Below are 18,368 nucleotides of genomic sequence, written 5' to 3'. Positions count from 1 at the left end.
GCTCCTGTTGTGGATCTTGCTCCCTATTCACACTCGTACCGGTACACTTCCTTGCCGTAGCCCCTGTCAATCATGACTGTCTCATTCGGATACAGACTCTTTAGCTCGCGGCCTGCTTCCTCCGCCGTCAAATACGATCCGTCAATGAGCATCCCCTCCACCTGTGATTCCTTCGCGATGTAGACAGCCTTCGCCCCCTTCTTCGCGATAAAGGTGAGGGACTGCACCGTCCGCCGCTCCGCCCGGAACGGCACACCGAGGTAATGCTTCCACCACTTATTCCTCAGCAGCTCCGGCTCCGACTGATGCACCCAATCCGCTGTGAGCGATTGATCGAGCTCATAATACATGAGCCCGCGCCGGTGAAACCGCGGCCGCACCGTCCAGCCGATCAGCAGGATGGATACGGCGATTAAAAGCATCGCCCCTGGCACAATCACCTTAAGAATGGTATGGTACCGCTCCAGGAAGGACACATCGTCCACCGTAAACGAAAACTTTGCCGATACACGCTGGCCGGCGCCATCCAACACACGCAGCGTGCCATTCACTTTCCCTGTATACGTGAAATTGAATGTATCCGAACCGTATGGCTTCGGGTACAGGTACAGTTCATTGCCATGCCGCTTCAGCTCGTAATCCACCCGTTCGTCCAGCTGCACCTTTGCCCCCGCCAGCAGCTTCTCCACCTCTGCCGCTTCCATCGGCTTGCCATCCTGCAAGGGCCGGATCACCAGCGGTGGACTGCCGCCAAGCTCTGTCACCGGTGCCCGCCAATCCTGCGTCATCACCTGCAGCGTAAGCACAGGCTTTGGCTTTGGCTGAATCCGGAACTCCTTCGTCTGCTGATAAAAGCCCTTGATGTTCATGGAGATATTGCCCCGTATGTCGCTGCTGCCGGCCTTCAGCTCATACTGAAACGCCTGCCGCTCCCTGTTCCAGTTCATCGGCTCGCTGCTGCCGCCCATTTCCACCGAAGCCGAGAAGTAAGCTGGATTGGCCGGCACCTCGCTCGGCTTCGCTTCCACGATGACCGTGCTGCCGTCATATACCTTTGCATCCGCCGGGACAAGCTTGCTTTCCTCCTGCCGGTACAGCTTCACCGTATAATCGAGCGCCGGCTCCACCAGCACCTTCATTTGCTGGGCGGACGAAACCGGCTTGGCAAATGGCAGCTCATATTCGCCCGGCTTCATCACACTGCCATCCCGGTACGCCACCTGCGAAACATACCCCGTCAGCAGCACCGATCCCGGCGTTTGCATCATATACGGGCCGCGGGAAACCAGCTTCCCGCCCGGCACAATTTGTGAAGCCTCCGCAGCACTGCTGCTTTGCTGCACGATTGTCATACGATGAATCGGAAATGGAATGTTCACCTTGAGCATATTTCCCTGCAGACTCGTTTTCACCAAGTCCTCCGCCTGCGAAAATGGATCGCGATTGGCGATGAGCGCCGCTGCCTGGTTCACGCTCTCAATAATGCCGTCTTCTCCATTAGTCGACATCACAGACCCGTTCAGCTGCTCCTGCCACATCGCTTTGAATGTGTTCATCTGCGCCTTTTCTGCACTGTTCAGGCTCGATTCCATCGTAATCAGCACACTGTGAAACGAAAGATTCTGCTGCTCCGTCCACTTCTTGAAGCTCTGCAATGTATCTGTCATTTTCTGCTTATTGCTTGCATATTGCGGACTGTTTGGCGATTCTAGATCATTGAATACGCCATCCGTCAGCACGATTAACCAAAATTCGCCGTCCTTATTTGTCTGAACCTGTCGCTTCAGCGATTGCATGGCGGTCTCCACCGCCTGAAAGGGCGTATCCTTCGAGCTGTTCCATCTGCGGAGCGCATCCAGCTCCTGCTGCCGCTGCTGCAAGGATACAGATATTTCCTGGGACGGACGGCTCATCGGCACATACGAAAAGGCATCCTTCTCATCCAGAAGGCCGACGAAGCTCTGCAGCGCATAGCTTGCGTACTTCCACCGATCCAGCGGCCCGCTCTTATTCGCCCGCATGCTGCCCGAGTCGTCATACACCAGCACCACCGTCCGTTTTCTTGCTCCGTCCTCCTTTGCCGCCCCCCATCCGGGAAGCAACCACACAAGCAACAAGCATGTGGCTATCAGAAGCTGTTTCATGATGAGTCGCCACCTTTACTGTAGGATCGTCCTATGTTTAAGCGTATGAGGAAGTCCCATAGTTATATGACTTGTATTTTTCACGGGAGGTATACGCATAATATTATTATGTAAACAATATGGACTGTAAAACTAATAAAGCCATTATCTGTAATAAGATAACGGCTACTCTATCAATCTTCTACTGTATCTCCTTCCCACCCATCATCAAAATCGCTTCCTCATTTCTCGCAATCTTCAACAACTGGGCATCCAAACGCTGATGCAAATGCTTCAGCTCCTCCTTCACGTAAGCGTTCGCTCCACCTTCCTTCAATATCCGCGACAGCCGCAGCAGTTCTTCCTTCTGCACGGTTTCCATCATTTCGGCAAGCTCTTTTATATCAGTCAGGTCAATTTGATTTACAGACACACGATGCTCAATGCTGTCCAACCGCTGGGATACGCTGCGCACTTCTTCCCTCATTTGTTCCATCTGCTCTAGCATTTGCTTCAGCAATTCTTCCATGTCCCGATTCCCCTTTGCGCTGGTTTGTATCCCAATATTATCATTTGAACATAAGGTAGAGCCGGGGCAATTATGAAGGATTTATATCATTTCTATGAAGGAAATGTTACATATAAGAAAAACGGAACCGGCTCGTTCCGCTCACAGAAGGGAGGTTCTGACACCTAAAAGGCGCTTTTGGCCTTTTATGGTGGCAGGTTCTCCCTGGCAGTGAGCTGGCCGGTGCAGTTAGACATCAAGAAAAACGGAACCGGCTCGTTCCGCTCACCAAAGGGAGGTTCCGACACTTAAAGGATGCTCTTCCGCTTGTTTTGCCCACCTTGGACGGGGAACCCGGCATGTCAACAGGAAGCGGCTGGTTCATACCGGCCGCCTTCCAATAGTTCCGACATAGAGCCCTGCAAACCAGATACAAACAAGGTTGACCGGACAAAAGCAAAAAGCCCGCTCTTTGTTAAGCGGACTTCTTAATGTACACCTCGACAACCGGGTTCTCCTTGTTGTCGGCATGCAGCCGGATATTGCTTTCGCTCGTGTTATAGATGGTAGCCAACAGCAGAATTGTCAGGATATTTGGCAGGCTGGCATCTGTGCCGTACTTGCGTTCCAGGGCGTCCTTAAAGTCAAAGTCCAGGTCGCCTTGGATATAGGTATACACCTCAAAGCCATCTGCGAGGTCGCAGACGACCCGGTCAATAATATCCGCACCGACTTGGCGTTTCATCTCAGCGCGCAATGCCGCTGTGAAGTCGTCCCACTTCACCTCGTAGACTTGAAACTCATCTGTTGCCTTCACGTTCATCATCCTTTGCATCGGGATACAAGTAGTAGACTTTCCTGTTTCCGGCATTCTATTCACTGCTTCGTGATGCGCCAGACGGCGCCGCTGCCCGGCTGCGGCATGGTATGGATGCCGTAATTGCCGATGATGCCGAGGTCCACGACGTACAGTGCTTCGCCGCGCCGGTCAAATTTTGCCTGCACCGGCCGGATAGGTCCATTCGGATTTTCTTCTGCTCCCTCGTTCCACAGGAAGCTGCTGATTTGTCCCGTTTCCGCATTCATCCGGACAACACGGAAGCCGGATGGTGCTTCCTTGCCCGGTGTATACGCCAATGCCCCCGTTTGCGCGACAAAGATTTCTCCTTGGTGGCCGAACGCAGCATTGGTGGAGAAATCGAATTTATTGGAGGAGCTGCTTGGGGCAAAGCGGGCTTGCGGCTGCCCGGCCAGGCGCGGATGCCGCTTCAAGAGATGCAGCGGCTTTGGTTTGCCGTATTGCTGAAAATGCGGCAGGGTGCATGGCAGCCCGCTCAGCAGATCCGGCCAGCCATACCAGCCGCCGGGCTGAATTTCCCAGAAGTGGTCCCAGTCCTTGTGGATCGGCCGGCTGCCGCGCGGGTCGCAGCCGTTGTCCGTTGCATACAGCTTGCCGTTGAAGGGAGAAAAGCCGAGCCCGTACGGATTGCGAAAGCCGTCCGCCACCATGCGCACATCAGTTCCATCGGGATTGCAGCTGTACAGCACACCTGTCGCAGCAAAAGATGGATGCAGCGCGGTGCCATCCTTCATATTGGACTGGCCGTACGGCTGAAACGCCCCCGTCACCTTCACCCTTCCTGCAGCATCCCGGCTGACGAAATTTTGCAGGGACAGCTCTGTCGGGCGGGCCGCCATGTCGCAAAAGCCCGGATGAAATTGCAGCCATCCCTCATTATCCGGGCCGACCACTCCTGCATTGGTAGCGGCTCCAACAGAGAAGTACAAGCGGCCGTCCGGCCCGAACAGCACGTCTCCGGTAAAGTGGTCCCCGTATGTGGCCAATCCTGACAGGATTCTCGTTTTTGTGCCGTCCGGCGCAATTCGGACAATGCTGCCGCCTCTGTTTTCTTCGCCCCTCAGGTTGCTTTCCGCCACATATACATAGCCCTCGTGCCATGCCAATCCGGTAGCCGGCGCCGCAAGATCATCGGCGAACACAGACATTCCCTGCCGGTCATAGCGTAAAATCCGGCCACGCTTCGGTTCGTCGTAGGCATATCCGGCTTCGAGCACATACATCCGGTCCTGGTCATCGAAGGCAAGCGCAGTCGGGTAGGTCAGCGCGGCCGCCACCTGCTCCAGGCGATAGCCCGGCTCCATCCATACATTGTAAGGGCTTGCCTTTTGCAGGGTATGCTTCGCTTCTGTCTCCTCATAGGCTTGTACAACTGCAAGCAGCGTATTCACCTGCTCGTATTGTGAATGCAGCAGTGCCTGGAGCGGCGGGCTGCCGGCGCTGCTTTTCAGAAAATAGACCTGATAGCTGAGATATTCCTGCAGCAGCTCATATTCCCGTTCATAAAGCATGCTGGCCGTTTCCCACACCGTTGCCGGAAACGCCGGCTCAGGTTCAGCAATCCGGCTGGTGTCGCCGATGCAACGCAGCTCCTGCAGCTGGGCTTCCTGCGTTTGCAGCAGCCGGAGCAAGAGCGGCTGCAGTGCCGTTTCCGTATTAAAATGATAGAGATGATAATACAGCTGATTATGAACCAATTCCCACCGGTACTGCTTTTCGAGCATGCCCTCAGGTATGTACCGCATAAGCCCCTCCTCCAAACAGCTTTTACTGAAGCATATTCTGCTTGTCCCACAGAAATGTGCAGCCCGGCAAACTTATTCCAATAGGCAAACGTACAAGCATATCCCGGACATGCTCCATATGCTGTAGGGATATGGAGGGAGGAGATCACATGGATTACCAGCAATGCTATCATACGTGCTGCCAGTACCGCGGCCAGGTTGTACGCATTCATGATACGGAGGGGCGGGTGCATATCGGCCGTGTCATTGATATAGAGGAGGACCGTGTCTGGCTGCAGCCTGTCAGCCGCCGGTCTGCGGGCGGCTTCGGCTACGGGGGCCGCGGGGAGTTTCATGACGCTGAGCTGTACGCATATGCCAGAGGCTATGAAACCGGCTACGAAGAAGGCTATTACAGCGGTGCGTTTGCAGTTGGCTTCGCTTTTATCATCGGCATCGCCATCGCGGCTCTGTTTTTCTTTTAACCAAAATCCAAAAGAAAAAGCATGGAGGCCCATGCTTTTTTCATTTAATGCTGTTTATTCGGCAGCTTTTTGCTATGATCACCTTTTTGCCGCTTACGGTTTTGCTCATCCTTTGCCTGCTTGCTTTGAATTTGTTCAATAGAATTGGACGTCATGCTGTCCCCTCCTTTCCTACTTGTTACTGTAACCATTGCAGGAGGGAAACATGCAGCGCCTATTTGCTGCAGATGAAGACGCGATGGCCGAGCAGCTGCTGATATTTGCGGATGATGTCTTCGTGCTGCGCCCATACGTTGTATACAGCAGGATGAATATGGGGAGACAAATCCCAGTCCGGCAGCTCCTGGTATTGCTGCATGGATGCCAGAATTGTGCCGCCGCCGACGGTCTGCACAGAAGTGAATCCGGCCAGGCGGAAGCTTTCCCGCCAGTCTTGTTCCGTCATATACCGCTTAGCCCCATATACAGCCGAAATCTCTGCTGTTTCCGCCGGTGCCAGCGACCGCTCCACTGCCATTTCAATCACCGCCAGCCGGGCACCTGGGCGCAGCACCCTGTGCAGCTCCTGCAGCGACTGCTGAATGTCCGTAAAAGCCAGAACGGATTCCGACAAGGCAAGTGCAAAGGAACCATCCGCAAAGGGCAGCTGCTCCAGATCCCCCTGCACAAGCTGCAGAGCTACACCCTCACGCAATGCCCGCTTCCCCGCTTTCTCGAGCATAAGCTGGTTCTGGTCGATTCCGGTCACCCGACAGCCGTACGCATCCGCCAGGTATATAGCAGTACGTCCTGTCCCGCAGCCCGCATCCAGTACCTCACTGCCAGGCACGGGAGACAGCTGCTGCAGCAGCTCCTTCGTCAGCCCGAAGCCGCCGGGATGCGCACTGCCGACACCAAGCAAAGCCAATAAATCCAAGTAGGAGTACGAGGCCATATGCTCCCCTCTTTCCACAAGTGTAGTGCATGTGTATGCTTGCAGCAGGGAAAGGTGCACAAAAAAACAGAAGGTGCTGTCACACCTTCTGTTTGAAGTGATATTACTTGCTGTCGTGCTCTGTTACGTAAGCCCACTTGTAGGAGTAGTCGCCACCGAAGTTGTGGTCTACAATACCTTTTACGTATGGACGCTCCAGGTAAGAAGTTCCACGTTGATAGATAGGAGCAATCGCTGCATCGTCAAACAGGACCTTCTCAGCTTTCGCCAGTTCTTCCAGACGCTTCTTCTGGTCAGTCAGCAATGGGCCTTTGCCGTCTGCAATCAGCTTGTCATATTCTTTGTTGGAGTAGCCCATTTGGTTGTGGGCGCCGCCAGTGATGAACATGTCAAGGAATGTCATTGGGTCTGGATAGTCAGGGCCCCAGCCAGCGAAGGAGAAGTCATAGTCGCCTTTTGTTTCCAAGTCAAGCTTTTGCTTGAATGGCTGTTGCTTGATGCTTACAGTCAGGCCCGGCAGGTTCTTTTCCAGCTGCTCCTTCAGATACTCACCAATCTTCTTCGCGCTGTCGCTGTCATAGTTCAGCAATTCAAGCGTAACCTTGTCTTGGCCAAGCTCTTTCTTTGCTTCTTCCCACAGCTTCTTCGCCTTTGCAGCGTCGAACTTGTTCATGTCGCCATTTGCCTTGCGGAAGTCCTTGCCGTCTGCACCTTTTACAAAGTCAGAAGGAACCAGGTAGTTCGCCGGAACGGAACCGTTGTTCAGGATTACGCTGACGAGCGCATCCTTGTCATACGCCATGCTGAGCGCTTGGCGCGCCTTCAGGTTGGACAGTGCAGTTTGCTTGCCGCCGCGGGATTGGTTCAGACGCAGGAAGTATACAGATACATCCTTCGCAGTCTTGAACTCAGGAGCAGACTTATACTTGTCTACAAACTCAGCAGACAGACCAACACGGTCAACATCCTTCGCCTCATACAGGTTTACGCCTGTCGCCACTTCTTTTACGACGCTGACGTTGATTTCGCTCAGCTTAACTGTCTTATTATCCCAGTAGTTGTCGTTCTTCTTGTACTGCCAGCCTTGCTCGTGCTTCCAGTCGGACAGAACGAATGGACCGTTGTACAGCGTTGTGCTTGCTTCCAGGCCAAACTTGTCGCCCTGCGCTTTTACGAATTTCTCGTTCAGCGGATAGAAGGTTGCGAAGGAAGTCAGCTCCACGAAGTATGGAACCGGGTTTTCCAATTGAACTTCCAATGTATAGTCATCGACTGCTTTTACGCCCAACTGATCAACAGGCATTTTCTTTTCGTTGATGGCTTGTGCATTTTTGACATCAAACATGATGTATGAATATTCAGCTGCTGTTGCAGGGTCCACCGCACGCTGCCAGGAGTACACAAAGTCTTTCGCAGTTACAGGGTCGCCGTTGGACCACTTGGCATCCTTGCGAAGCTTGAATGTATATGTTTTGCCGTCATCACTCTTAGTAAAGGATTCTGCTACGCCAGGAGTTGGCTTTTGGTCAGGTCCCAGACGGTATAGACCTTCCATCACGTTGTTCATAACGATGAAGGAAACCTGGTCTGTTGCCTTTGTGGAGTCCATGGAAGGAATCTCGGAAGTATCAAGCAAGTTCAATACCTGCTTCGCTGCCAATTTCTCTTCTTTCTTGTCAGTGCCTGATTTTTGTGAAGCATTGTTGTCAGTCTTGTTGCCGCAAGCGGACAGAGCCAAGCTTGCTACAAGAACCGGTGCTACCACAGCTGTCAATTTCTTGTTCATCTGTGTACCCTCCTCAATTGTTATCTAGTCTGTTTAAAGAATAGGAATTGTCTGCTAATTCTATTAGTTGCACAGCATAGAATTATCAGAAAATTTCTATTACTTAATATTCTACTAAATTTTCAAGATTTGTAAAGTAGTATTTTGAAAAAAAATAATTTTTTTGTTTTGTTTTTGTAAATTTCATCACAAAAATGTAAGAATATTCACCTGATAGAAATAATTGTATCCAAAAACCTATCTCACCATCCCTGCTGTTTGTCTCTTACAAGTGCAGACAGATGCTGCTGTATCAAGGAAAAACAGGAGATCTGCCCTCAATCCCAATGGAGAATCTGCATTTGCAGCAAAAAGGCAGAAGGTTCAAACAAATTATATAACATTTCACTGTTATTATACAAACAGAATATTTTTAACAATATTACGAGTGTGGATAGAATATAACTATAATTCTTTCTTTCTTAATATATGAATTATTTTTACATTTAAAGGGAAATGGCACAAAAAAAGCCTGGTTTGGTCCTCTGGCACCCGGAAGCTTTATCTCCCTACCTCATCAAGAGAGGCTGACGGCATGCAGCCAGCCCCCTTATGTCCTTTTCATTGAATGGCCGCAATTTCCTTCTTCAGCCGGTCATTCTCAGCTTGGAGATGCTGCTTCAGCTTTTGCAGGGCCGCTTCGGCCGCCGCCTGGTCCTGCTTTGCTGCAGCCTCCCGCACTTCCTGATAGACCGCATGTCCCTCATGGCGCGCACCCATGATCTTGCCAAACTCGCTGCGCGCCTGTTCCATTGTCATTTTCCCATCCTGCACCTGCTTGCGGATGTTCTCCATCTGCTCGCGGTGCGCTTCCATTTTTTCCTTCATTTCTTTTCTTCGTTCTTCCATACGGGCTTGTCCTGCCGGTGTCTGCATTTTGTCATGCAGCTGCCGCATAAGCGTCTCACGGGTTTCCAATTGCTGCTTCAAGTCTGCCTTCAGCTGGCCGGATGCATACAAATCAATGATGCCGAGCAATTCCTCCTTCCTCTTCTCATGGTGCATGCCGTGTCCGTGCTTCCAGCCCTTCTCAGCGTGCACCTGCACCTCTGCATTCCCTGCCAATGGCATGAGAACTACTGCCGTCAAGAGAACTGCTGCCGCTCTTGTTTTCCACTTCATCATACTTCCTCCTTTTATCCGGAATACATCTCATACGTATACTATAACCATTTCCCCTTTTATCCATGTAATGGAAATAAAAAAACAACATAAAAAAGATGCTCCCCTTTAGGAGCATCTCCATTGCATTATTTGCTGACTTCGCCTTCCTGCTTGCCAGGATACGTGCCGCCTTCAAACTTCATGATGTATACCTTCGCAAACTTGTTGTCGCCTTTGTCATCAAAGCTGATTTTGGTTACAACGCCGTCATATTCCTTCACACCGCGGACTGCTGCACGCACTTCCTCACGGCTCGGCATTTTGCCGTCCTTCTTCGCAACCGCATCCTTAATTCCCTGCAGGATGACACTTGCTGCATCGTAGCCGTATGCGGAGTACGCTTCCACGTCCTTGCCGAACTTCTTCTTATAATCCGCAACAAACGCCTTTCCTTTTTCGGTTGTGCTCGGGGAAGTTGCTACTGTTGTATAGTACGTGTCCTTCAGCGCATCCTTCGCAATTTCAGCCATAGTCGGGGAATCGATGCCGTCGCCGCCCATGATTGGTGCTGTAATGCCCTTTTCGCGCGCCTGCTTGACAAGAATGCTTCCTTCTGCGTACAAACCGCCAAAGTATACCAGATCCGGCTTTTTCGCCAGCACTTGTGTCAATACGCCGTTGAAGTCCTTCTCGCCGACCGTGATCCCTTCGTTGCCGACAACCTTGGCTCCCAGCTTTTCCGCCTCCTTCTGGAAGGCATTTGCCAATCCAGATCCATATGCCGTTTTATCTTGAACAATAAAGATATTCTTTGCTTTCAGTGTTTCAACCGCATACTTGGCAGCCGCCGGTCCCTGGAAATCGTCGCGCGCCACAAGGCGGGAGACTGTTTTCAAGCCGCGCTCTGTCAGGTCTACCGCTGTGCTGGACGGAGATACCATGACAAGACTCAATTTTTCGTATGTTTCAGATGCTGCGATGGATACACCGGACATTAAGTGGCCGACTACGCCAAGCACTGCCTTATCCGCCGTAACAGTTTGTGCGTTCGCCACCCCTTTTTTCGGGTCGCCTTGGTCGTCATATGGAACGAACTGCAAATCGAAGCCAAGCTTCTTGAACTCTTCCTTCTGCTGTTCGACTGCCAATTGTGCACCCAGCTTCATCGATTCGCCGAAGGATGCTGAGCTCCCGGAAAGCGGGGACTGCGATACAATCTTAATGACTTTTCCCCCGTTGGATTCTGTTGTGCTGGCTGTTTCTGTCTTTGTGCCTGTGCCGCAACCTGCCAGCAAGCCAGCAGCCAATGCGCCGGAAAGCAGCGCTGACAAGACCTTTGTCTTTTTCATGTCTATTCCCCCTATGCTTGTGCAAAGATTAGTTGTTAGAATATTTTAAATATTACACGATTCTGAAAAGTTAGACAAGACTTTTTCGACTTTTTTATACAAAAAAATCGTTCTATTTATGAATATTTTGCGAAATACTGATGAAAGCGCTTCCTATATCGGGTTTCGAACATATCTTTGGACGCGGGCAGCACCCCTAAAAAACAGCAAAAAAAAGAGAGAGGCAATGCCCCTCTCTTACGCATACATTTCTTCTGCTTTCTTCTGCAGCTCGGTGTTATCGAGATACTCATCATATGTTGTCTCTTTGTCAATTACGCCCTTAGGTGTAATTTCAATAATGCGTGATGCCACGGTCTGCACGAACTGGTGGTCGTGGGATGTAAACAGAAGCGTACCCTTGAACGCCATCAAACCATTGTTCAGTGCTGTAATGGACTCGAGATCCAAGTGGTTTGTCGGTTCGTCAAACATCAGCACGTTTGCGCCTCCCAGCATCATGCGGCTGAGCATGCAGCGCACCTTCTCGCCCCCGGACAGCACACTGGCCTTCTTCAGCACTTCCTCGCCGGAGAACAGCATACGGCCCAGGAAGCCGCGCAGGAAGCTCTCAGACTCATCCTGCGGCGAGAATTGGCGCAGCCATTCCACCAGGTTCAGCTCAGAGCCTTCAAAATACTCGGAGTTATCCTTCGGGAAGTACGCCTGAGACGTTGTGACGCCCCACTTGTATGTGCCGCTGTCAGGCTCCATTTCCCCTGCCAGGATTTTAAACAGCGTGGTATGGGCCAGCTCACTGCGGCCGACAAATGCAACCTTATCACCCTTGTTGATGGTGAAGCTGACGTTATCAAGCACCTTTTCCCCATCAATTGTCTTTGTCAATCCTTCCACACGCAGCAGGTCATTGCCGGCTTCACGGCTCGGCGTAAAGCCTACAAACGGATAACGGCGGGAAGATGGGCGAATATCATCCAGTGTTATTTTGTCCAAAAGCTTTTTACGGGATGTCGCCTGCTTTGCTTTGGAAGCATTGGAGCTGAAACGGGCAATGAACGCCTGCAGCTCTTTAATTTTTTCTTCCTTCTTCTTGTTCGAATCGGACATCATGCGTTGTGCCAATTGGCTGGATTCATACCAGAAGTCATAGTTGCCCACATAAATTTGAATCCGGCCGTAGTCCAAATCCGCCATATGCGTACATACCTTGTTCAGGAAGTGACGGTCGTGGGAAACAACGATAACGGTATTTTCGAAGTTCATGAGGAAGTCCTCAAGCCAGCGGATGGCTTTGATGTCCAAGTGGTTCGTCGGCTCGTCCAACAGAAGGATGTCCGGCTTGCCAAACAGCGCCTGCGCCAGCAATACCTTTACCTTCTCTCCGCCTGTCAGTTCGGCCATTCTCTTGTAATGAAGCTCTTCGCCAATTCCAAGGCCTTTCAACAGGATGGCTGCATCAGACTCTGCTTCCCATCCGTTCAGCTCGGCGAATTCGCCTTCCAGCTCAGCAGCGCGCATGCCGTCTTCATCTGTAAAGTTTTCCTTTATATAAATGGCATCTTTTTCCTGCATGATTTCATACAGGCGGGTATGTCCCATTACCACAGTTTTCAGAACTTCCACTTCTTCATACTCAAAATGGTTCTGCTTCAGAACAGCCAAGCGCTCGCCAGGCGTAATAATCACGTCACCTGTATTCGGCTCGATTTCCCCGGCCAAAATTTTAACGAATGTAGATTTTCCGGCGCCATTTGCACCAATTAAGCCGTAGCAGTTGCCAGGCGTAAACTTAATATTTACATCATCAAACAATTTGCGGTCGCCATATCTTAAACTCACGTTTTGTACTTGAATCAAATTGTGTTCCTCCAAACAAACCTAGATTTGACGCGGATGCGCTTTGTTCCCGCGTTATACAAAAATCGTTTCTTACGATCCCCGATTTCTCTATTATATCTTGCCTTTACAAGCCCGCGCAACCATTTCAGGGAACAACACACTCGGGCATACACTGCAATTTCATACATACTCGTTCGGCCTGCCGCGTACACTAAGCTAAAAAGTGGTGATCATGATGGACTATGAAATTATCTTTTCTCAATTCATCGGCACACAGCGCGTTGTGCGGGTGAAGGAAACAGCTACAGGCAAGGTGTATGACTTTACACCGGACACACTGGAGGCAGATGAACTGCCGGAAGAGGTGGAGCAGTTCGTACAGGAGCACATGGAACGCATCAACAGCGGCTATACGGATTATGATGGCTTGTTCCTGTAACAGCAAAAGGTTATCCCGGTGCATCCGGGATAACCTTTTTACGCTAAATACGCCTCTTTGACGATATCATCATTGATCAGGTCCTGTCCTGATCCCACCATCTTAATTTCACCGGTTTGGATGACATAGCCGCGGTGTGCAATTTGCAATGCCTGATAAGCATTTTGCTCCACAAGCAGAATCGTCATGCCTTCCCGGTTCAACTCATGAATAATCTCAAAAATCTGCTCTACGATGATTGGCGCCAAACCCATGGACGGCTCATCCAGCATCAAAATGTGCGGCCCGCTCATCAATGCGCGGCCAATTGCCACCATTTGCTGTTCCCCGCCGCTCATCGTGCCCCCGCGCTGGTCCAAACGCTCTTTTACACGGGGGAAATAATGAAACACCCGCTCCATCCGTTCCTGAATCAGCTTTTTGTCTTTTACAGAAAAAGCGCCCATTTCGAGGTTTTCCCGAACCGTCAGACGCGGGAAAATCCGGCGGCCTTCCGGAACGTGCGCGATGCCGGACAGTGCTGTGATGTGCGGCGGCTGCTTTGTAATATCCTTGCCTTCAAAGAGCACCTGGCCCGTTTTGGGAATCACTTGGCCGCTGATGGTTTTGAGTGTCGTCGACTTGCCGGCGCCGTTGCTGCCGATGAGTGTGACAATTTCGCCCTTATCCACATGAATATTGATTCCTTTTAGCGCGTGAATGCCTCCGTAGTAGGCATTCACGTCTGTCAGTTGTAAGATTGACATGGCTTTTCGTTCCCCCTTTAGTGTGCGACAGCGCTTTTTCCAAGATAGGCTTCGATGACTTTCGGATTGTTGCGAATATCAAGAGGTCCGCCTTCGGCAATTTTTTCGCCGTGGTCAAGCACGACAATATGCTCGGAGATTTCCATGACAAGCTTCATATCATGCTCAATCAGAATGATGGTCAAGTCCAATTCTTCCCGCATTTTATAAATCAGGTCAGTCAATTCCTTCGTTTCCTTCGGGTTCATCCCTGCAGCCGGCTCATCGAGCAGCAGCACCCGCGGCTTGGAAGCCAAAGCGCGGGCAATCTCCAAACGCCGCTGGGCCCCGTAAGACAGGTTTTGCGCCTCCTCATTCAGAAACTCCGCCAAACCGACATATTCCAGCAGGCGGTATGCTTCCCGCTGGGCTTCCTTTTCCTCACGGCGCACATGCGGCAGATTCAACAGAACGCCGAACACGCTGCTTTTTAAGTGATTATGCAGACCAACCATTACGTTTTCAAGCACCGTAACGTCGCCGAACAGCCGGATGTTCTGGAACGTCCGCGCAATGCCGCGCTTGGATATGTCATGCGGCTTAAAGCCGACCAGTGATTTGTCCTCAAGCAGGATTTCTCCGCCATCCGGCTTGTATACGCCGGTGATCATGTTGAAAAATGTAGTTTTCCCCGCCCCGTTCGGGCCGATCACCGCAGTGATCGAGCCCTTTTCAACGTTCATGTCTACTCCCTTTACGGCGGTCAGTCCGCCGAACTTCTTGGTTAAGCCGCTTACCTGCAATACGTTCATGACCGTCCCTCCTTATGCCCCGAATGCTTTTTCTTCTGCTGCTGCTTTGCCGGCTGCCGGCGGCGCCGCTTTCAATTCCTCTTCATCAAACTTCGGATTCTTAGCCGGAATGAGTCCCTGCGGGCGATACAGCGCGAACAGCACGAGGATGCCGCCGAAAATGAAGCGTTGCATTTTTGCCGGAGACAGCGCATCCGGAATGGTGAAGATGCCATTCAGACTCAGCTGGTTCAGCCAGTTTGTCATTTCCGTCAGCACCTGCAGGTTCAAAATGGTCATAAAGGCGGCGCCAAGAATAACACCCGGCACACTGCCCATTCCGCCCAGGATAACCATAACGAGGATTGTGATGGATTCCTGCATCGTGAAGCTGGTTGGATCAATAAAGGTTTGCTTGGCAGCAAAGACGACACCCATCATTCCGGAGAAGGAAGCGCCGATTGCGAAGGCCAACAGCTTGGTGCGGACAAGATGGATTCCCATGGCCTGCGCGGCAATCTCATTTTCGCGCACCGCCTTCCAGGAACGGCCGATCTTGGAGTATTCCAAGCGTTTTACAGCAAAGATAACAAACAGCAGAATCACCAGCACTATAAAGTAAAACTGGCTGGAGTTGTTCAGCACGAAACCAAACAGCACCGGCGGCTTGATGGAAGCCAGGCCCATCGCGCCGTTTGTAATATTCAAAGGCTTATCCAGGTTGTTGAACACAATCCGGATGATTTCCCCGAAGCCGAGTGTAACGATGGCCAGGTAGTCTCCCTTGACCCGCAAAACCGGAATCCCGAGCAGGACACCGAACAACGCGGCGATAAAGCAGCCAATGAAGATGAACACCCAGAAGCTGCCGCCGGACAGCGGATAGTGGCCGAACGGCATGAAGTTGCTGGCCTGGGCAGTTGTGAAAATCCCGTATGTGTAAGCTCCCACTGCGAAGAACGCCACAAATCCCAAATCAAGCAACCCGGCAAAGCCGACTACGATGTTCAATCCAAGCGCCATGGCGACATAAATGCCGACAAGCGTCGCTACTTCCATGTAGGACTCGTAAGCAGGCCCACCGCTTGCCGTCACCGGAAGCAGGACAAACATCACGAGAAGCCCGATGGCCCATTTCACCTTCGTTGTAAAGCCCGTATAGTACAATAAGAGCAGCGACCCGAGCAGCAGGAGAAAGGCTGTTACTGATTTTTGCGCCAAGTACAGGCTCGCAGATGTTACGATGACGTACAGGGCAAATAAAACGGCCTGGAGCATTTTGTTTTCTTGTATGCGTAAAAGTAATGTTTTCATCCGTATCCACCTACACTTTCTCTGTAACTGCTTTTCCAAATAATCCTTCCGGCTTGAAAATCAGGACGATGATCAGGATGGCGAAGGCGAATACGTCCTTGTATTCTGCGCCGAATATCCCGTGAGACAGAATGGACAGGTTGGCTGCCGCAAACATCTCCAGCACACCCAGCAGAATGCCGCCCACCATGGCGCCGCGGATGTTGCCGATGCCGCCCATAACCGCGGCCGTGAAGGCCTTCAACCCAAGGATGAAGCCAATATACGGATCAATTGTGCCGTATTGTACCGCAAACAGCACACCTGTTGCGCCGCCGAGCGCGGATCCGAGGAAGAAGGTTAAAGAAATGACCTTATTTACGTTGATGGACATCAGCGCCGCCGTTTCGCGGTCTTGTGCCACCGCACGCATGGCCATGCCCCACTTTGTTTTATTGACGAAGAAGTCCAATGCAACCATCATGATGATTCCTATTACAATGAGGATGATAGAAGATGATTTGATTTGTGCATTGTTGAAAACAGACAGGACAGAAGATGCTTTTATTGTTGTTTGTTCGCTGAACATGGTTGGAGCTGTTACGATGTAATTGCCCTTTTTCAGTTCTGTCACGAAACGGACCAGATCCTGAAGCAGGAAGGAAACGCCAATAGCTGTAATTAAGGTAATGAGCTTTGGCGCTTTCCGAAGCGGGCGGTAGGCAACCCGTTCAATGCCCACTCCCAAAAATCCAGTTAATGCCGATGTGGCCACCAGTACAAGAATGAGCGCCACGAGCGCAGGCATCGCTGCAAACCAGCCGAATCCGCCAAGGGTTAAAAAGATTGCTGTGCCGATGAAGGCACCTGTCATGAAGATTTCGCCGTGAGCAAAGTTGATGAGCTCCAAAATTCCGTATACCATCGTGTAGCCAAGCGCTACGATCGCGTAAACCGCACCGAGCGTCAGGCCGTCGATCAATACTTGCGGCAATGTATGCAAGATTTCTGCCAGCATGTTGTTCCCCCGCTTTCATCACTTTTATTGTTCCGGCTTGCCGGTGGAGAAGCCAGCTTTTATTTGCTGACTTCCCCGACCTGCTCACCTGGGTATTTCGGTGCATCAAATTTATACAGATACACCTTTGCATATTTGTTGTCGCCTTTCTCATCGAAGGACACCTTTGTGACGACTCCCTCATAATCCTTTACCTTCCGGACTGCATCACGCACTTGTTCGCGTGTCGGCATCTTGTTGCCGTTATCCTGAATGGCCTGCTTCAGGCCCTTCAGATATACGCCGGCTGCATCATAGCCGTACGCCGCGTAGCCTTCGATCTCCTTGTTGAACTTCTTCTTATAATCCTCTGCAAATTGCTTGCCTTTGTCCGTTTTGCGCGGGTCTGTCGCCATTGTGGTGAAATACGTGTTCTGAATGGTACCGCCGGCAATCTCGACAAGCGTGGAGGAATCCATGCCGTCACCGCCCATAATCGGGATTGTGATGCCCTTTTGGCGCGCCTGCTTGATGAGGAGTCCGCCCTCTGTGTACAAGCCGCCAAAATAAACCATATCCGGCTTCTTGGACAGCACTTGATTGATGACACCGTTGAAGTCCTTCTCTCCGATGGTGATTCCTTCAAAGCCGACTACCTGTACTCCCTGTTTCTCGGCTTCTTTCTTGAAGGCTTCTGCGATACCTGTTCCATACGCTGTCTTATCCTGTACGATGAACACACTCTTTACCTTCAATTCCTTCGCTGCGTAGTCTGCTCCCGCAGGTCCCTGCAAATCATCACGGGCCACAATCCGGTTTACTGTCTTCAGCTTGCGGTCTGTTACGTCATTGGCAGTATTGGCAGGTGATACCATGGCCACACTATATTTTTCGTATATTTCAGATGATGGAATTGCCACTCCCGAGTTGTAGTGGCCGATTACACCCAATATGGATTTATCTGCCCCAATCAACTGCGCATTGGCTACTCCCTTTTTCGGATCGCCTTGATCGTCATATGGCACCAGCTGCAGATCAAAGCCCAGCTTCTTAAATTCTGCCTTTTGCTCCTCCAGCGCGAATTGAGCGCCGAGCTTAATGGATTCGCCTACAGTGGCGCTTCCCCCTGACAGCGGCGATTGTGTGGCAATCTTAATCACCTTGCCTGCTTCACTGCTTGTCCCGCCGGAAGTCGAGGCCGTTTTCGTGCCGCATCCCGCTGCCAGGAGCAGCGAGGCCGCAGCCAATATTGTCATTCCCTTTTTCAGCAATGTACCCACCCTTTCATTCTCTCTGTTTTAATTTTTAGAAAATTTATAATATTTTAAGAAAATGATAATCGTTATTGTAGAAAATGACAACCTTTTTTAGAA

17 protein-coding genes are annotated in these 18,368 nt (G+C 51.1%); 2 read left to right on the top strand and 15 right to left on the bottom strand.

The window, feature by feature from the left end:
* Positions 1 to 23 precede the first annotated feature (23 nt).
* The 4 genes from NK662_RS11475 to NK662_RS11460 all read right to left on the bottom strand — a co-directional run bounded on the left by NK662_RS11475 (position 24) and on the right by NK662_RS11460 (position 5,235).
* Positions 24 to 2,144: a vWA domain-containing protein gene (locus NK662_RS11475; protein WP_254759074.1), complete on the bottom strand. Its 2,121-nt coding sequence runs from the start codon at positions 2,142 to 2,144 to the stop codon at positions 24 to 26.
* 181 nt (positions 2,145 to 2,325) lie between these two features.
* On the bottom strand, positions 2,326 to 2,652 hold the full coding sequence (locus NK662_RS11470; RefSeq protein ID WP_254759073.1) for a hypothetical protein: 327 nt from the start codon (positions 2,650 to 2,652) through the stop codon (positions 2,326 to 2,328).
* Positions 2,653 to 3,106: 454 nt separating this feature from the next.
* Complete coding sequence (locus NK662_RS11465; protein ID WP_254759072.1) at positions 3,107 to 3,448, bottom strand: hypothetical protein; 342 nt, start codon at positions 3,446 to 3,448, stop codon at positions 3,107 to 3,109.
* A 59-nt stretch (positions 3,449 to 3,507) separates the two neighbouring features.
* Complete coding sequence (locus tag NK662_RS11460) at positions 3,508 to 5,235, bottom strand: PQQ-dependent sugar dehydrogenase (protein ID WP_254759071.1); 1,728 nt, start codon at positions 5,233 to 5,235, stop codon at positions 3,508 to 3,510.
* A gap of 149 nt (positions 5,236 to 5,384) precedes the next feature.
* Here NK662_RS11460 and NK662_RS11455 point away from each other — a divergent pair, with 149 nt between their 5' ends.
* The gene (locus NK662_RS11455; protein WP_254759070.1) at positions 5,385 to 5,699 is read left to right on the top strand and encodes a hypothetical protein; all 315 of its coding nucleotides are present in this window, start codon (positions 5,385 to 5,387) and stop codon (positions 5,697 to 5,699) included.
* Positions 5,700 to 5,743: 44 nt separating this feature from the next.
* On the opposite strand, the gene NK662_RS11450 is transcribed toward NK662_RS11455, so the two are convergent.
* The 6 genes from NK662_RS11450 to NK662_RS11425 all read right to left on the bottom strand — a co-directional run bounded on the left by NK662_RS11450 (position 5,744) and on the right by NK662_RS11425 (position 12,768).
* Positions 5,744 to 5,854 (bottom strand): DUF4023 family protein, encoded by a 111-nt coding sequence (locus tag NK662_RS11450; RefSeq protein ID WP_254759069.1) that lies wholly within the window; start codon positions 5,852 to 5,854, stop codon positions 5,744 to 5,746.
* A 59-nt stretch (positions 5,855 to 5,913) separates the two neighbouring features.
* The gene (locus NK662_RS11445) at positions 5,914 to 6,633 is read right to left on the bottom strand and encodes a class I SAM-dependent methyltransferase (RefSeq protein ID WP_254759068.1); all 720 of its coding nucleotides are present in this window, start codon (positions 6,631 to 6,633) and stop codon (positions 5,914 to 5,916) included.
* A gap of 103 nt (positions 6,634 to 6,736) precedes the next feature.
* Positions 6,737 to 8,419 carry a peptide ABC transporter substrate-binding protein gene (locus NK662_RS11440; protein ID WP_254759067.1) on the bottom strand — a complete coding sequence of 561 codons (1,683 nt, stop codon included), beginning with the start codon at positions 8,417 to 8,419 and terminating at the stop codon, positions 6,737 to 6,739.
* Between the two features lie 600 nt (positions 8,420 to 9,019).
* Positions 9,020 to 9,583: a hypothetical protein gene (locus NK662_RS11435; RefSeq protein WP_254759066.1), complete on the bottom strand. Its 564-nt coding sequence runs from the start codon at positions 9,581 to 9,583 to the stop codon at positions 9,020 to 9,022.
* Between the two features lie 125 nt (positions 9,584 to 9,708).
* Positions 9,709 to 10,911 (bottom strand): branched-chain amino acid ABC transporter substrate-binding protein, encoded by a 1,203-nt coding sequence (locus NK662_RS11430; RefSeq protein ID WP_254759065.1) that lies wholly within the window; start codon positions 10,909 to 10,911, stop codon positions 9,709 to 9,711.
* Positions 10,912 to 11,148: 237 nt separating this feature from the next.
* Positions 11,149 to 12,768 (bottom strand): ABC-F family ATP-binding cassette domain-containing protein, encoded by a 1,620-nt coding sequence (locus tag NK662_RS11425; RefSeq protein WP_254759064.1) that lies wholly within the window; start codon positions 12,766 to 12,768, stop codon positions 11,149 to 11,151.
* Positions 12,769 to 12,982: 214 nt separating this feature from the next.
* On the opposite strand from NK662_RS11425, the gene NK662_RS11420 reads away from it, so the two are divergent.
* Positions 12,983 to 13,189: a hypothetical protein gene (locus NK662_RS11420; RefSeq protein WP_254759063.1), complete on the top strand. Its 207-nt coding sequence runs from the start codon at positions 12,983 to 12,985 to the stop codon at positions 13,187 to 13,189.
* A gap of 38 nt (positions 13,190 to 13,227) precedes the next feature.
* Here the strand turns inward: NK662_RS11420 and NK662_RS11415 are convergent, their stop codons facing one another.
* The 5 genes from NK662_RS11415 to NK662_RS11395 are packed head-to-tail and all read right to left on the bottom strand — an operon-like array spanning position 13,228 to position 18,251.
* Positions 13,228 to 13,935, bottom strand: coding sequence for an ABC transporter ATP-binding protein (locus tag NK662_RS11415; RefSeq protein ID WP_254759062.1), 708 nt, complete (start codon positions 13,933 to 13,935; stop codon positions 13,228 to 13,230).
* A gap of 17 nt (positions 13,936 to 13,952) precedes the next feature.
* A complete protein-coding gene (locus tag NK662_RS11410; protein WP_254759061.1) occupies positions 13,953 to 14,726 on the bottom strand; it encodes an ABC transporter ATP-binding protein in 774 nt (257 codons plus the stop codon).
* 12 nt (positions 14,727 to 14,738) lie between these two features.
* Positions 14,739 to 16,019 carry a branched-chain amino acid ABC transporter permease gene (locus NK662_RS11405; RefSeq protein WP_254759060.1) on the bottom strand — a complete coding sequence of 427 codons (1,281 nt, stop codon included), beginning with the start codon at positions 16,017 to 16,019 and terminating at the stop codon, positions 14,739 to 14,741.
* Between the two features lie 10 nt (positions 16,020 to 16,029).
* Entirely contained in the window at positions 16,030 to 17,016 is a 987-nt protein-coding gene (locus tag NK662_RS11400) for a branched-chain amino acid ABC transporter permease (protein WP_254759059.1), read from the bottom strand.
* A 59-nt stretch (positions 17,017 to 17,075) separates the two neighbouring features.
* Positions 17,076 to 18,251 carry a branched-chain amino acid ABC transporter substrate-binding protein gene (locus NK662_RS11395; RefSeq protein ID WP_254759252.1) on the bottom strand — a complete coding sequence of 392 codons (1,176 nt, stop codon included), beginning with the start codon at positions 18,249 to 18,251 and terminating at the stop codon, positions 17,076 to 17,078.
* Between the last annotated feature and the right edge of the window lie 117 nt (positions 18,252 to 18,368).

Source organism: Ectobacillus ponti, assembly GCF_024294785.1.
In the GTDB taxonomy this organism is placed as follows: Bacteria; Bacillota; Bacilli; order Bacillales; family Bacillaceae_G; genus Ectobacillus; species Ectobacillus ponti.
The sequence above is the reverse complement of the archived record's forward strand: the minus strand, read 5'-3'. Positions and strand labels throughout refer to the sequence as shown.

Excerpts from the sequence above, each read along its gene's own strand:
- NK662_RS11430 (WP_254759065.1), bottom strand. The coding sequence starts at position 10,911 with ATGAAAAAGACAAAGGTCTTGTCAGCGCTGCTTTCCGGCGCATTGGCT.
- NK662_RS11455 (WP_254759070.1), top strand. The coding sequence starts at position 5,385 with ATGGATTACCAGCAATGCTATCATACGTGCTGCCAGTACCGCGGCCAG.
- NK662_RS11400 (WP_254759059.1), bottom strand. The coding sequence starts at position 17,016 with ATGCTGGCAGAAATCTTGCATACATTGCCGCAAGTATTGATCGACGGC.
- NK662_RS11405 (WP_254759060.1), bottom strand. The coding sequence starts at position 16,019 with ATGAAAACATTACTTTTACGCATACAAGAAAACAAAATGCTCCAGGCC.
- NK662_RS11445 (WP_254759068.1), bottom strand. The coding sequence starts at position 6,633 with ATGGCCTCGTACTCCTACTTGGATTTATTGGCTTTGCTTGGTGTCGGC.
- NK662_RS11475 (WP_254759074.1), bottom strand. The coding sequence starts at position 2,144 with ATGAAACAGCTTCTGATAGCCACATGCTTGTTGCTTGTGTGGTTGCTT.
- NK662_RS11395 (WP_254759252.1), bottom strand. The coding sequence starts at position 18,251 with ATGACAATATTGGCTGCGGCCTCGCTGCTCCTGGCAGCGGGATGCGGC.
- NK662_RS11460 (WP_254759071.1), bottom strand. The coding sequence starts at position 5,235 with ATGCGGTACATACCTGAGGGCATGCTCGAAAAGCAGTACCGGTGGGAA.
- NK662_RS11410 (WP_254759061.1), bottom strand. The coding sequence starts at position 14,726 with ATGAACGTATTGCAGGTAAGCGGCTTAACCAAGAAGTTCGGCGGACTG.
- NK662_RS11450 (WP_254759069.1), bottom strand. The coding sequence starts at position 5,854 with ATGACGTCCAATTCTATTGAACAAATTCAAAGCAAGCAGGCAAAGGAT.
- NK662_RS11440 (WP_254759067.1), bottom strand. The coding sequence starts at position 8,419 with ATGAACAAGAAATTGACAGCTGTGGTAGCACCGGTTCTTGTAGCAAGC.
- NK662_RS11420 (WP_254759063.1), top strand. The coding sequence starts at position 12,983 with ATGATGGACTATGAAATTATCTTTTCTCAATTCATCGGCACACAGCGC.
- NK662_RS11415 (WP_254759062.1), bottom strand. The coding sequence starts at position 13,935 with ATGTCAATCTTACAACTGACAGACGTGAATGCCTACTACGGAGGCATT.
- NK662_RS11470 (WP_254759073.1), bottom strand. The coding sequence starts at position 2,652 with ATGGAAGAATTGCTGAAGCAAATGCTAGAGCAGATGGAACAAATGAGG.
- NK662_RS11435 (WP_254759066.1), bottom strand. The coding sequence starts at position 9,583 with ATGATGAAGTGGAAAACAAGAGCGGCAGCAGTTCTCTTGACGGCAGTA.